Raw genomic sequence first — 14,425 nt, forward strand, 5'->3', positions numbered from 1 at the left:
TGCGATATCTTTATCTATGCTTTAGGATTCGAATCGAGGTCGTTGACATTATCACGCTTCGCTAAGAGTTCTCGAATTATAGCGTTGAAAATGCCCGAATATAGGATCCACAAATACATAGAAAATGTTTCTGAAGCAGAGTTTCTGGGTCACCATATTGTACATGATTTTGACCGATTTCTAAGAATTGAACTAAACGAAATATTGTTAGAACATCAAACCAATGATCTGAAAATTTACTTCGACATATCCTCGATAAATCGAGTAATGATGTTTCGGGTTCTGGCAGAACTGTCTAGACTTTGTCGAAGTAATTACAAACTCAAGATACTTTACTGTCCGGCGGCTTTCTCAGAACCAGATTGGCGTTTCCCTCAAATTGAGAGCCTGGGGCCGATCGGACCAGAGTTTTCCGGCTACAACGCAGATCCCTCAAAGCCACTTTGTTTGATCTTAGGTTTGGGATTTGAGCCCGGCGTGTCCATGGGAATCATTAGCCAGCTCGAACCCAGTGCATCATTTTGCTTTTGGGGCACGGGGTCTGATTCGAGATTTGATCAAGCGGTTAGGCGAGCGAACTTCGATTTTGAATTCACAGGTTTTAATACCAGGACGATTTCCTACATTGTTTCAGACCCGCAAGGTTCTTTTCAAATGATCGAGAGCTTAATCTACGGGCTAGCTCGGAACTTCAATGTTATTTTAGTCCCTATGGGACCAAAAATTTTCTCATTTCTCGCTTATCTACTTGCGTTAACTTATCCTGGAGATTTGGCAATCTGGCGGGCCCAGCAACGTAGGATACAGCCATCAGACGCTAAGCCCGATAAAAACGCGGTATATGCCCGCTTAGACATCCCGACACTTAAGCACAGAGCGGAAGAGCAATCTCGTATGCTGGGACAAGTGAGGTCCTGAATTACATGGCCGTTCACAACAGAGGAAGAAAGTGACCAACGTTGTAACGCCATGCTGTCGCGCCAAAAAGACTACGTTAGGAACTCCAAGGCGTTCCCCCACTATCTTGTTCCTGTAGGGTTTTCCGCAAGGCATTGATCGCGCGTTCCTGCTTAGGAGACAGCTCCGTGAGTGTAAAGTAGGACAACCGTTGCAACGCGTCGCGGATGCCGACGAAATCTTCTATTGTCTTCTCATCGATCCTGTCGACACGAGACGAAACCAAGTCGCCCACCGTATGACTTGTGCCAATTGTCATTAATTGCGTCATCAAGTCAGCGAACCCTTTATCGGTCTGAATTACACTCTGCACCCATGATCGCGGGGCATCCAAACTCCCGCTATAGTCACGCCACCGATAAAGCCAGGAACCGAGATCGGATTCATCCAGCAGTTTAGAAGAGTTGGTAGCCATCTCATTGATTTGTCTTAGCCACTCGACTTTAAGTGCTGAGACCGTCACTTCGTCCAGTTTGGGATCAATTCGGGATCCTTCTTCTTGCGAAGCCGGGTCATTCAGGTGAATTATTATTGCCCCGACGGACAAAGCGCCCGTTTCGTTGAGAGCTGCGAGAGTTAACTGGCCTCGATCGCCTTGTGGCAATCGGTCAATGTACCAGCTGACAGCACGCCAAGCCGAGACCCACGCAGAACTGAATTGCTCCGAATGGTGGCCAACCAACTTTTGCGCAATTGTAAACATAGCCGGAAGTAATATTGACGCACTGCCGATAGGTAGCCGATCGACTGAGTCGTCCATACGTCCTGCTAGCGAAGCTAGTAAGTCCCGCTGCTCAATACTCTGCAGAGCGATTTGTAACTTTGCAGTGTCGCCGGACACCGCAATCAGATCATTGAACTCATTTTCCGAAATCTCTCCTGACGGTGTCTGAAGTTCAAAGTATGTTGGAAAAAACCGAGGACTACAAACCCGCTTCGCAGAGTTCCAGGAGCTGTTCCAATCATCGCCGAAATGTGAGCCGCCAAATGCCCATTCTGTCCTTGGAAACAGGAGCCTAATCGCCGCTTCCACCGCCGGACGATTGTCCTCGAGGGCCCCTTCTATCAGACGGACCATCCGGGCGCGGTGAGATTCGTTCTCTCTGTCACCGTTAAACCGCCCCGCCTGGAGCAAAAGATCTCGTTCAGCGAACAGCGTCGTGTGAAGGCTTGATTCAAATACCCTCAGCACCTCTAGGCACAGAAAATCGATGACGTTAACTTCCATAACATTTTTGCCGATGTGGAGCGGCATATGGATTGATACGGATGACAGGTATCGACGCGCATCACGTAGGTTCGAGATGAACGGTTGAATAGCACCATTCAACGCGTTGCCCCAGCGAACCCCCTCGAAACCATTCTCTGGGGTGGCATACGCCCCTGCGACTCGGTTGAGTTCACCAGTCATAACTTCGTGAACCATCGATTTCGAAACGGCCGGAAGATCGAAGTTTGCCTGGACGATCTTCTTGAGAAATTCGCGTCCCTGATTGTCGGCAATCGGATCGAGGGCGGCTTCTACGATGCTGCTTTGGAACAGCAGCACAAACACAATGTTTGGGAGATTGGCGTTAACCTTGATCTGGCGGAAAAGTAGCCTGATCTGGTCTGGCTCAAGTCTGTCGATGTCGTCCACGAAAACGACTAGCGGTTTCTCTAGCTCCCTGAGGCTCTTCTCAAGTGCCGCTCGTATTCTGTCGAGAGGTTCGGACCAGCGATCTTGACCAAAATAAAGCATGACCTGGCCAACGACCGGGACGACCATGCTAGCACCCGCCAATACCGCGGCGATCGTCGCAACCGTTGGCAATTCCAAACCAATTGATGTGACCAGTGCCAGCACCGAGGCATTGGTCAAAAGCGTAGCAATCAACTGAGTGTTGCCGCCCGCCTTCTTCAACGATGCACCCGAGCCAGTGAGAACTGTGCCATAGCGCCGGAAAATCGAAGCACGTTTGCCAGCCGCCGATGATAGGGGCCCGCCTAGCTTGTCGGCAATCTGTTTGAAAAGAGCCTTCGAGATTGCATCTCCTTCTCCCCATTGCCATGGATTGAATTCCAGCCAGTTTGCGCCGTTGGGTCTTACATTAAGTTGCTCAATGACAAGGTTTTTCAGTGAGGACTTGCCCGCTCCCCATGGTCCTCGGAGGGCGAACACCCGCCCCTCATCGAGATTTAACTCGCACAGGATTTCAGAAACGCGCTCGGCGAAAGGAACTCGCCTTAATAAATCCTGCGACGCTGTTCGTATCGGCACGTCAGATCCAATTTCCGCCTCAACTGGCTTGGCTAAGGGAACGGTGCCGGCAAACCACCACTGCTTCATCGATCGTAAAAAGAACATTGCCACCTCACCCAGAATATCCTGCTTCTCGATCGCACGAAAACGACTGAGTCTGCTATGGGTAAAAAAGGCCGACGCTTTAATCTTACATGCGCGGAGGCCGCTCTCGATCAGCTCAATCGTGGTTAGGAATCGTCAATTCGCCTGGTGCTTGACATCACTGCGATTGTTCACTATTTGTTCCGACGTCATGCAAAAGCACCTCGCCCACCTCATACGTTGATCGTCGCCTAGTCGCAGAATGCGGCTGTCGATCACTCTCGTATGTTGTGTGGAGAGAAAGAATGACTACTCCCCCTGTCAAGAGCATCCCTAAGTCTTCTGATACTTCGCCGTATTTCCCGAAAGGAACGGTTCGATGCAGCGGTGTACCGACGTTTCGTAGCCAAATGGCTCGCGACTTTGGGTGCATCTTGGATGTCGACAAGAATGTTCGCTCTTGGTCATGTTTGACGACCGAGCTAGTCCGTGGTGACTTAAAGCACATTCCTGATTTCACGGCGGAAGGTCATTATGGCCCTACCCTCTTCGATGTCGTACCAGCAGGTGGGGCTGCGAATGCCTGGGTTGTGGAAGCGGCGTCCGAAGCCGGCGTCCACTACCAGACCGTACACCCTGAAAAAGTCTATGTTGGTTTCACGCTGAAGAACGCTTGCGATCTGTTGAGGTATGCAAACTGGACTTGCCCTCTCGGCGACCGACTTCGGCTTCTGACAGCGTTAGAAGAACAGGGCTCACTTACGATTTCCGAAAGTCTGTCAGCATTTCAGGAAACGCTGGCTGTAGCTGGATTAGCTTCACTAGTTCTCAATCGTTTCATCGACATTGAACTCGATAACGCCCCTATCGCGCCGGATACGATAGTGACGCTCTGGCGCGACTGACCACTCCACCAACCATCCTGATCCATCTTTCAAACCGAGGGCTTGCGCTCGTCCGGTCGAGGTCATTTCTATGTCAAACATTACACAAAAACTCAGGCGCAAGCTTACAAAATCGATGCCCTTGTTCCTTACCTTTTGCGCTGTGAGACAAGCCTGCCGACACGTGCTCCCTCGCCGTACGTTTGGCCCGATGGCGCTTCATATCGCGGTTCCACCAGGAAACCTTGAACTGTTCGAACGGGCGATTCACTGTGTTTTCGACGGCGAGCTTATGATGCAGCTCTATCCTGCTGACTGTATCGAGTTGAAGGTTGTCACGATTGAGAACAATCCGAAAAGACAAAAACTGCAGACCTTGGAGGGGATCGCTGCACTGGGAAACTATAGTCGCGTGATTATTTTGACAGACGAATGCGTTGCACTTCCTGATGCACTCCTGGCTGGACTTGACGGGACAATTACGGTGAGAGGCTTTCATCCACGCCATGCAATTGCAGCCGCACGGCTTTGCTATGGCCAACGTATCGACCCAGATGATGCAGTGCATGTCGCCGCTGCGCCCCTCGACCTCATCACCGCTGCTTTTCGGAAAGGGCGACCTGTCCAACAGTCCATCGAGCGCATCAAAAGCGTAGCGGCTAATAAGCCAACGACGTCGACACTTAGATTGCCGTTGCTGGAAGACCTTCATGGCTTCGGGGAAGCTAGAGATTGGGGTTGCGATTTGGCCGTCGATCTGGCGGACTGGAAGGCAAAATCCATCTCTTGGTCGGATGTTGATAGGGGCGTCTTGTTAAGCGGCGCGCCAGGAACGGGGAAAACAACTTTTGCCAGCGCCCTCGCCCGGACTTGTGGCGTTCCTGTGTTCCTTCATTCGCTCGCTCGTTGGCAAGCAAATGGCCATTTGGGAGATCTATTGAAGGCGATGCATGGGGCGTTCGCCGAAGCCATCGCGAAAGCGCCATCAATCCTCTTCATCGACGAGATCGATGCTATCGGCAATCGAGAAAAATTTTCGGGCGACAACGCTCAGTATCAGACCGAAGTCGTCGCGGCATTACTTGAATGTCTCGACGGGGCGCAATCGCGTGAGGGCGTCGTTGTCGTCGCCGCATGCAATTTTCCAGAGATGATTGATCCGGCGCTCAAACGATCCGGTCGTCTTGATCGTCATCTCTGCATTCCGCTTCCGGATTCCGCGGGACGGGAAGGCATGTTGCGGTGGCACCTGAACGGGTCTCTTTTACGCGAGGATTTGGGACCCGCAGTCAATCGAACCGAGGGCTGGACGGGTGCTGACCTTGAACAACTCGTACGTCAGGCTCGCCGAAAAGCGCGGCGGCTCAAGCGGGAGCTGACCATCGACGATCTCACAGATGGGCTGCCCGAACGCTTTCCCTTGCCTGCCGAACAGCTTTATCGGTCTGCCGTTCACGAGTGCGGCCATGCGATCGTGGGCATGGCACTTGGGTTTGATGTGCTGTCCGTTTCGATCGTCAGCCACATCGTGCTTTCTACCGATAAACCACAATATGGCGGCATGACCCAATTTGGGCGAATGCAGACATGGGAGGGCAGACGGGATCAACATTTTGCAACCATTGCCCGCGTGCTCGGTGGAACTGCAGCAGAGCAGGTTATTCTTGGGTCGCGGGCGGCCGGGGCTGGTGGTCAGCCTCTCTCTGATCTTCATACGGCCACTCTCTTGGCTGCGCGTCTGGAAGCGAGCTACGGCTTAGGGCAGCAGCTCACATATCTTTCTGCAGATACTGAAGAAGACGTCCTCGCGCTATTGCAGGGCAATTCGGATCTCCTTTGTCGCGTTGAGCAAACGCTTCAAAGCGAATTTGTCCGCGCCAAACAAATCGTCGAGAAACGGAAAATCGCCATCCAGAGGTTGGCCGCGTCGTTAGTCGAAAAAGGCCATCTCTCAGGCGACGAAGTGGAGTCGATCTTAAAGAAACGTAGGAGGATTTGATGCGCTTCCTGGTTAGTTTGAGACCGCGTCATTGTCGATCCGAACCTAGATCACATCTCCGAATAAAGCATCGGCAGTATGCGGGTAGTCTATCCAAGTGGAGAGAACTGTGATTGTTATCAAAGACAAGAACATCATTTCTCCAGTACTGGATTATGAAATCAAATTTTGAAGCGGCTTTTGTGCGAGTCTGACGGATGCGCACCGGAACTACCATCACTGTTTCGCCCGCAAGCTTGGGGCGATGTCATGCGCGCCGTCGTCGAGATCCGCAGCGTTGTCGGGCAAGCACTAGGTCAACCGCCGCTGCATGCGGAGGGCACGGCCCGGCCAACGCCCCACGATAGCTGCCCCTGCACGATGGTCAGCGTCTGCTGACCATTCGAAAAGGTCGTTCCTTCTGGCCCCATCGAGGGCAGATCGACCGCGGTCGCGCCGTTGACGGATACCGAAGCGCGATCGCCGAGGAGACGCACTGCCAGATGCGTGCCGTCCTGGCACGTGTAGTTGCTGACGGGATAGGGGTTGCCCGCGCCGACCGACGCTCCAGGCGTGGATTGCTCGCTGCTTGCAAGCATCAGGGCGCTGATTGCCGCGATCGATAGATGTCCCAACATGATATTCCTCCAACTGCATAGCTGCCGTCTGGTGGTTTTTGCTACCTAATTCGGTGAAATTGCGAACGTCGATCGTGTGTAATTCAGCCTTTTTTTGTTCGGTCCGAACCAAAAGCGGCATCGTGATCCTCGTCTGCTAATGGTCCTGGCTCCGACAGAACGTCCTCAGCTGGCTTTACACGCCGGACCAGTCGCACTTCAAAAACACAGTCGTCGTCAAAGATCGTTTGTGGTCCCAGCATCTTGGCATCATTCAGCAGGCCGTTGAAATCAGCAGCGGCCTCCTTCTTGGTCCAATACATTGCGGGCTTTGTTGTCATTTACCTAAACTTTGACTAGATTTTTTGCCGATAGCGATGAAAGCAGCGACGAAGCCACCTGATCGATCAATCCCCTGCGAACCGGGCAACGTTGAGAATGTACATTCTGGATACAGATGTGCTGAGCGAATTGGCCCGAAACAGTTGTCACGGGGGTGTGAAAGCATGGATCCAAGATCAACCGGATCACTCATTGCTTGTCCCCTTTAGCGTGTTTCTCGAGATATATCGTGGCATCGAGTTCCTCAAAGTGATCGATGAGGCAAAAAGCCGAAAACTCGAAACGTGGTTCGAATGTCTGATGAGTGGTGGGCGGTTCGTTGCAACTGACATGAGCGTACGAGCCGCACATCTCTATGCCAAAATGACTCTCACCCCTGCCCTGAGATTTCTCTGGACCACCGCCCCTGGAAGCAAGCATCCCAAACAGGGTCAGGACCTGGCTATCGCCGCAATGGCGATTTTTCACGACGTGCCTGTTGTCACGAGAAATCACAAGGATTTCCTTATAATTCATAACCATTTTCCGTTGCCAGGTCTTTATAATCCCGCGACTGATACCTGGCACATTCCAGTCGCCGATTCTTCCGAGATCCCTATTTTACAACAGATTTAACAGGAAGTAGTTGGAGCGTAATCAAAAATGCGGTCTCCCGCAAATTCGAAGAATTCAATCGTGTTCCAACGCTAGTCTGTGCGCTTATAACTGTGTGAGTAAATCCTTGGACCGCAGGTAACTGGAAATGCTAAAAGCTTACGGTTTGATTTGAGTGTTCTGTAAGCCTCAAAAGAGTATCGTGCCGGAAGAAATGGGGCGTCTATTATGAATTACCCTGAGTTCAGCAAGTACCTGCGGGTGATTTCGCTGATTGCCTGTACCGCAATCGCATTGCCATCGTCTGCGTTTGCTTTGAATTTCTCCTCGGGGCAACTTCAGAATGGAGTGAAATTTATCGCTGTTGAAGGTGAGTTCGGATACAACGACAGCCTTTCTGAGTTCACCACGCTCGTCAAACAGACCGACCCGACGTTCGTTTCATTCAATTCTCCCGGCGGCAGCCGATCAAGGCGATGGAGCTTGGTCGATTAATCCGCATACTCAACCTCGCGACGTTTCAGTCTCGAAGTTTGGATTGTGCATCGGCCTGCGCATTGGCGTTTCTAGGCGGTGTCGTTCGCACGCAGATCCCGGTGCAATTGGCGTTCACAAATCGTCATTTTCGGACAGCATCAACATGAATGTTGATAGTGCGGTATCTCAGGTTCAGCACGTGACCGCCGAAACGATATCGTACATGGTCGAAATGGGCGTTGACCCGGCGTTGCTTGAACTATCGCTCAAATATGAAAAGGACGACATTCGCTTTCTTTCAAAAAGCGAAATGGTTGCCTATCGTGTGACCACACCACTACCCGCCGACGATGAAAAGCTTGCTGTTCAGAATGTTCCTCCACCTACACCTCAGTCGCCTCACCCCGAAACGTCCCGCGCGCTCCCTGACAATTCAATCCCTGCCTTGGATGCCCGGTTTCCCATACCCATAGCCAAGACTGGAAAGGTACGTCACCCCGAAGGCTCGGAATTTCTGCGAGCTGGACCGACCCAAGCGGCACAAAAGATTGGCAAAGTGAAAAACGGCGATCCAGTCAAAATCCTCGACGTTAGTGACCGCTGGTACCACGTAAGCGTTGATGGAAAAGCTGGTTATCTGCACCACAATTGGGTGAAGGTGGATCAGTTCCTTATTATGCCATTCCACAACCGATACATCCAGGTTGCCAGTTTTGATAATTTCGCCGAGACCCAGGCATATATTCAAAAGTCGTGGCTTCGTTTGACCGCCTATTTCGCGACAAACCATTGGTTCGCAGTGACCCTATCGGGTAGTTATCCTGCAAAAGGTGCAGGCGAAGCGCTAAAGATAATGAAAGCCAACGGCAGCATTCCGGACGATGCGTTCATGACGGTCGGCAACACTTACGTGGGAAAGGCCTGCTGCGAATGAGTTCGCGTTCGGCAGAAGCTTTGACTGTCAAACCGCCGTTTGTCTCTATTTGATCTTGCGGATTAGGTAGCAAACGCCACGAATTGCAACCTTAACATGCTGTAATGACTGCGCGTAATCGGTGGGCTGCTGTTGACGAAACTGAGGACGACCAACGGCGGGCAGGTCGATATTCTGGTTTAGCCGGCTCGCGGGGTGTCTGCTAGACGACTCGAGTACCGCTTGTGGCTTTTGCTACATAATTCCGCTAATTTGCTGCAAGCCCTCCAGGACGATCACACACGAGTGCTCCCGACAATTCACTCAGCTTCTCCATTCGCCGTAATTGCAAATGTCGCACAGGCAACGCTGATCGCAGCAGCTAATGCAGAGGACCACATAATGACTGAGTAGGCGGCGGCGATATCGCGCTCCGAAAGCGAAGAAAAGTCCGAGCCGCCGAAAGCTATTCCAAGAGCACCGACAGCAATTAAGCCCCCACTACGTGCCGCAGCATTGTTGATGCCGGAAGCTGCGCCGCTGTCTTTGTTGGGAGATGAGTCGAATACAGTCATCGTCAGCGCCGGAATGGCAAGTGTCATTCCAATACCAATAGCGATGAGGCCAGGCATATACCCCGATAAATAGTCGGGATTGCGGCCGGACAGCGCCAGCGCGGCAAAACCGGAAGCCGTAATAAGGGGTCCCACTATCAAGGGTAGACGCCGCCCCGTCTTGCTGGCGACGCGACCAGCCAAGCGCGAGCCAAGACCTAGTATGATCGAGAAGGGCAAAAATGCGGCACCCGCCTGCGTCACACTATAGTGATGAACCCTTATCAGTACGAATGGCAGTACAAACAATGCGCCGCTGAGACCCGCATAAAGTACAAAAGTGAGCGCATTCGCCCCAGCAAAATTTCGATTCTTGAACAGGCGCAACGGCATTATTGGCGCTGCGGTTTGTTTCTCGATGAAGATGAAGGCAAGTGCCAGCGGGATAGAGACAAAAACGGCGGTTGTTCCGACCAAAAAACTCCCCTGTCCCAGTTCCACCATTCCGTACGTAAAGGTTCCAAGTGTGAGGACAGCCAGTGCCGAGCCAACTAGGTCGAGATGACAAGCATCAGTACGACTGCTTGGCTGGATTGCAATCCGTGAGGACAGGAGAAGCGCTGCGCCAGCTATCGGGACATTGATGAAGAAGATGGAGCGCCAGCCTGCATTGTCGACGAGCCAGCCGCCCAAAGGTGGCCCAAGAGCTAGGAGGACTCCGCCAGCCGCCGCCCAAGTTCCTATCGCTTTGCCTCGTTCTTCACCTGTATACGCTTGGCTAATCAGAGCGAGACTCGTAGGAACAAGTAGTGCCGCGCTGCCACCCTGTATGAAACGAGCGGCAATAAGCAACGGAGCAGATATTGCAAAGCCGCAACCGATTGATGCGAGGACGAATATCGTCAGTCCGATCTTGAAGACGCGAAGAGTCCCGTAGCGATCGCCCAACGCGCCGCCCAACAAAATTAGGCTGGCGAGTGTCAACATGTATGCATTCGACACCCATTGGACAGTGGCTAATCCGGAATTGAAGTCATCCTGGATTGCCGGCAGCGCCACATTGACGACCGAACTGTCGATAAATCCCAGGCTGCTACCTAAGATACTGACCGGAAGAACCCAATTGATAGAAGTAGGGTTGTTCGGCGATCTTGTCTGGGTCAAGGCTGTGTCGGTCATGCGTTTAATCCAATCGTCACTATTTCCAGCTTTTGACCTAGAACATTCTTTTAATGCCGGAGGTCGGCGCACCTCGAACTACAGCCAACGTTTACAACATCGACGGCACAGCGCTGCACCTCGATTCGGCGCTAGCAATTATGGTCCGACGCGCCAACCATCCGATTGTCCAAGACGGCGGAACGGGCCAATCACTCTCGGATATCGCACTAAGCGCCATTGTTGCTTATGTCCTGATCGACCTGACGTACTCGCTCCGCTCGTAGTATCTTCATTAGAAGGTCGGGCCAGGCATCCCGTTTATTCCATTATTTTTCTTTCTCGCTTCTGCGTCGAGTTGCATCTTGATGTCGTCTTTTATCGCATCCTCGATTTCCTTGCGCACATCTTCAGGCAGCGCACACAAAGACTGCTCGGTCATCCCGTGTCTTTCGAGATATTGAGCTCTGAGTCTTTCAGTCGGGGACATTCTGGCCCACTTCGAAAATTCTTCGTGGAGGGCAGCATTGCTGCTGCGCGATGAAATTTTTGGTGTGAGTCCGCCTTCAGACTCACTCCCCTGGCCTCCCTCAGGTAGACTAACGGTATTGGTTGGCCCCATACCGATCGAAGTTCGACGTAAAACAGCGTCGAAGTCCGATCCGCCTGTTTTAGCCTTGTTTTGTATGCCTAAGAGAGACTCAGAGTAGTTCGGCCCGCCCGTATCAATTTTCATTGGTTGCCCCTGCAAACATGTCAAACACGACTCCAGCTCGAGATTCGAAACGGATCGGCAGTGAAAAGTACTAACTTCAAAATTTGAAGTCAAGTCGGCAACATGGGCCGCAGGATTAGGGCAATTGACCGCCACCTATGTAGGATAACGCGGCCCCGACCTGTCACAAAACGACTACGCCGTCGATCTGACGGAGCCCGGAGCAGCCTTCACGAAGAACAGTGCGAACGACAAGAATACGAACAGTGCCGATGCCCACCCAAGGTCCGGCGCGCTTCCAAAAGTCAGCACCATCGAGCCGGCCGCCGCACCTATAGAAAATCCCAAGTACAGGCACGAGGAATTCAAAGAAAGTGCAATGGGTCCGGCCCTCGCCCCTGTAATGGCGATCAAGCGCGCCTGCTGTGCCGGAAAGAACGCCCAAGAGGCAAAGCCCCAAACGGCCACCAGTGCGAGCATAAAGCCGCCCGCCTCTGAAACCGGAAGCCAGTGCGGTAGCGTTGAGATCATGATGAACACAACGGCCAGCAAAGGCATAGTAAGGGCCGCTACTCGACGGCCGCCAATCCGATCACTCAGATTGCCTCCGACAACGATACCCAAGAACGCCGATACGCCAAATAGAAAGAGCGCAATGCTGATCCCCTTACCAGTGAATCCCGCGATTGTGGAAAGAAGAAGCGCCACGTAGGTATATGCTGCATAAGCGCCGATCGCGAAGAGTGTGGTCTGAAGAAGCGTGACAAGCGCACCCGGCTGCCGAACAACCAACAGTCGCTCCCGCAGTGTCATGACCGCAAGTCCCTTGCCCACGTTTGCAGGCAGACCGTTCAGGAGGCCGACGAATGCGATCCCCGCCAGCACCGCCACGCCCACGAAAGCCACCCGCCAACCGAAAGTATCGCCAATCAGCGATCCGAGTGGCACTCCGATGGCCACAGCGACACCCAACCCGCCGCTGACGATCGCAAGCGCGCTGCCCCGCTTCTCTGGTGCGACGAGCGCGCTACCTAACGCGTTGGCGTTCGGAACATACAGGCCAGCCGAGATGGCGAGAAGAACGCGTGCGATCGCCAATGACCCATACGTGGGTGCGATCGCGGCGAGGACATTCGTAACCGCGAAAGCCGCCATTGCAGCGAGCAGCACGCGGCGGCGGTCAAAATGGCCCATGAACGCGGTCAGTATGGGTGATGAGAGAGCATAGGTAAGCGCGAAAATCGTGACCAGCTGTCCTGCGGTCTCAACGGAAACCACCAGATCGGCGGAAATCCGAGGCAAGATAGCGGCGATCATGTGACCTTCGGTACCGACCGCGAACGTCCCAAGCGCCAGCCAGTAAAGTGAGGCATCGGAAGAAAGCGAAGGACTGCCGATGTTGGCATCCGCGAATTGTGCTTCGGTAGACGGCGCGCGTTGTCGCAAAGGCCCTGAAACCACCGACTTCTTCTGCTCTACGACGCCAATTCTGTCAGCCATATCTACTTTCCAAATTATGATTGACTCTCGGGGCCCCCGGCGAAGCACTCCTCGCCATCATGCCCTAATTGGCCACTACGGCCGCCCTGGCCGCCCCACCCGGCTTACTCAGGGTGATCGCGAGAATTGCCGCGAGCAGGCAAAAAGCGCCAGCAATGAAGAACGCGGGCAAATAGCTTTGGAGTTCCGTTCTCGTCACCCCGGCACCGTAGGCGGCGGTGGCAGCGCCAAGCTGGTGGCCTGCGAATATCCAACCAAATACGAGCCCGGCTTTTTCCCGGCCGTATCGATCTGCTGCGATCCGGACTGTTGGCGGCACCGTCGCAATCCAGTCGAGTCCATAGAATATGGCAAAGAGCGACAGGCCGTAAAAACTGAAGTCGGTGAACGGCAGGAACAGCAACGAAAGCCCCCGCAGACCATAGTACCAGAACAGCAGCCAGCGATTGTCGAAGCGGTCAGACAGCCAGCCTGAACCGATCGTGCCGAAAAAGTCGAAGATACCCATGACGGCCAGCACGCTTGCCGCCGCAACGGGCATGATGCCAAAGTCGCCGCAAAGAGTGACGAAATGCGTCTGCACGAGGCCGTTGGTGCTCAGACCGCAAATAAAGAAGGTGGAAAACAGGATCCAAAAGGTCGAGGTCCCTGAAACCTCCTTGAGGACGATTAGCGGTGACATGAGCAGAGTGCCCAATCCGCCTGCTGGCTTGGGTTGCGCGGGCGTGATGTGAATCTCGCCAACGAGAGGAAGATTGAGGTCCGCCGGATGGTCCCGCATCAGAGCGAGAACCCCGATCGCCGCAACGACGATCAGGCAGCAGACGAATAGGACTGTTGCCCGCCAGCCGTAACTCTGTGTCAATTCCGCCATGAGCGGCAGGAAGACAAGCTGCCCGGTCGCCGAACTGGCGGATAGCATGCCGACAACGAGACCACGGTGCTTCGTGAACCAGCGGTTGGAAACCGTAGCCGCAAGTACCACTGCCGTCAGCCCCGTGCCGAAACCGACGATGATGCCCCAGAACAGAAGCAACTGCCATAGTTGCGTCATGAATAATGAGCCGACAAAACCCACGCCGATGGTGATGAGCGCGAAGACGACAACTTTGCGTACTCCGAAATTATTCATGAACGCAGCAGCAAAGGGTCCCATCAGACCGAAGAGAACAAGTCGAACGGCCAGGGCCGACGAGATCGAAGAGGTGCTCCAGCCGAACTCATCCTGGAGAGGCTTGATGAGCACGCCAGGCGCTCCCATCGCCCCTGCTGTAACCAGCATGGTCAAGAAGGTAGCGGCGACGACGACCCACCCATAATGGATGTTACGCCGAGCGAGCGATGAGGCCAGGGCAGTTGAAACCATAGATCCGATCCTGGGTTGGGTCTCAGTCGACAGGGATCCGATCG

13 protein-coding genes are annotated in these 14,425 nt (G+C 53.4%); 6 read left to right on the forward strand and 7 right to left on the reverse strand.

The window, feature by feature from the left end; all coding sequences use genetic code 11:
- The first annotated feature begins 84 nt into the window (after positions 1-84).
- A complete protein-coding gene (locus J2X72_RS06620; RefSeq protein ID WP_310069905.1) occupies positions 85-918 on the forward strand; it encodes a hypothetical protein in 834 nt (277 codons plus the stop codon).
- 76 nt (positions 919-994) lie between these two features.
- On the opposite strand, the gene J2X72_RS06625 is transcribed toward J2X72_RS06620, so the two are convergent.
- A complete protein-coding gene (locus J2X72_RS06625) occupies positions 995-3,304 on the reverse strand; it encodes a P-loop NTPase fold protein (RefSeq protein WP_310069908.1) in 2,310 nt (769 codons plus the stop codon).
- Positions 3,305-3,588: 284 nt separating this feature from the next.
- Between J2X72_RS06625 and J2X72_RS06630 the strand changes: the two genes are divergently transcribed.
- Together J2X72_RS06630 and J2X72_RS06635 are read left to right on the forward strand one after the other, a co-directional pair.
- Positions 3,589-4,188 carry a hypothetical protein gene (locus J2X72_RS06630; RefSeq protein ID WP_310069911.1) on the forward strand — a complete coding sequence of 200 codons (600 nt, stop codon included), beginning with the start codon at positions 3,589-3,591 and terminating at the stop codon, positions 4,186-4,188.
- A 190-nt stretch (positions 4,189-4,378) separates the two neighbouring features.
- The gene (locus tag J2X72_RS06635; RefSeq protein ID WP_310069915.1) at positions 4,379-6,166 is read left to right on the forward strand and encodes an AAA family ATPase; all 1,788 of its coding nucleotides are present in this window, start codon (positions 4,379-4,381) and stop codon (positions 6,164-6,166) included.
- A 296-nt stretch (positions 6,167-6,462) separates the two neighbouring features.
- Here the strand turns inward: J2X72_RS06635 and J2X72_RS06640 are convergent, their stop codons facing one another.
- A complete protein-coding gene (locus tag J2X72_RS06640; RefSeq protein ID WP_310069918.1) occupies positions 6,463-6,783 on the reverse strand; it encodes a hypothetical protein in 321 nt (106 codons plus the stop codon).
- Positions 6,784-6,866: 83 nt separating this feature from the next.
- Positions 6,867-7,103, reverse strand: coding sequence for a hypothetical protein (locus tag J2X72_RS06645; protein WP_310069921.1), 237 nt, complete (start codon positions 7,101-7,103; stop codon positions 6,867-6,869).
- A gap of 97 nt (positions 7,104-7,200) precedes the next feature.
- Between J2X72_RS06645 and J2X72_RS06650 the strand changes: the two genes are divergently transcribed.
- The 3 genes from J2X72_RS06650 to J2X72_RS06660 all read left to right on the forward strand — a co-directional run bounded on the left by J2X72_RS06650 (position 7,201) and on the right by J2X72_RS06660 (position 9,109).
- Positions 7,201-7,719: a hypothetical protein gene (locus J2X72_RS06650; protein ID WP_310069923.1), complete on the forward strand. Its 519-nt coding sequence runs from the start codon at positions 7,201-7,203 to the stop codon at positions 7,717-7,719.
- 207 nt (positions 7,720-7,926) lie between these two features.
- Positions 7,927-8,193, forward strand: a complete 267-nt coding sequence (locus tag J2X72_RS06655) for a hypothetical protein (RefSeq protein ID WP_310069926.1) — start codon at positions 7,927-7,929, stop codon at positions 8,191-8,193.
- A gap of 145 nt (positions 8,194-8,338) precedes the next feature.
- On the forward strand, positions 8,339-9,109 hold the full coding sequence (locus J2X72_RS06660; protein ID WP_310069929.1) for an SH3 domain-containing protein: 771 nt from the start codon (positions 8,339-8,341) through the stop codon (positions 9,107-9,109).
- 299 nt (positions 9,110-9,408) lie between these two features.
- Here the strand turns inward: J2X72_RS06660 and J2X72_RS06665 are convergent, their stop codons facing one another.
- From J2X72_RS06665 to J2X72_RS06680, 4 genes are all read right to left on the reverse strand, one after another.
- Positions 9,409-10,821, reverse strand: coding sequence for an MFS transporter (locus J2X72_RS06665; RefSeq protein ID WP_310069931.1), 1,413 nt, complete (start codon positions 10,819-10,821; stop codon positions 9,409-9,411).
- 274 nt (positions 10,822-11,095) lie between these two features.
- Positions 11,096-11,536 (reverse strand): hypothetical protein, encoded by a 441-nt coding sequence (locus J2X72_RS06670; protein WP_310069933.1) that lies wholly within the window; start codon positions 11,534-11,536, stop codon positions 11,096-11,098.
- A 174-nt stretch (positions 11,537-11,710) separates the two neighbouring features.
- On the reverse strand, positions 11,711-13,015 hold the full coding sequence (locus J2X72_RS06675) for an MFS transporter (RefSeq protein WP_310069935.1): 1,305 nt from the start codon (positions 13,013-13,015) through the stop codon (positions 11,711-11,713).
- 64 nt (positions 13,016-13,079) lie between these two features.
- Entirely contained in the window at positions 13,080-14,381 is a 1,302-nt protein-coding gene (locus J2X72_RS06680) for an MFS transporter (protein WP_310069939.1), read from the reverse strand.
- Between the last annotated feature and the right edge of the window lie 44 nt (positions 14,382-14,425).

The sequence above is a fragment of the Phyllobacterium sp. 1468 genome (assembly GCF_031455525.1).
GTDB lineage: Bacteria > Pseudomonadota > Alphaproteobacteria > Rhizobiales > Rhizobiaceae > Phyllobacterium.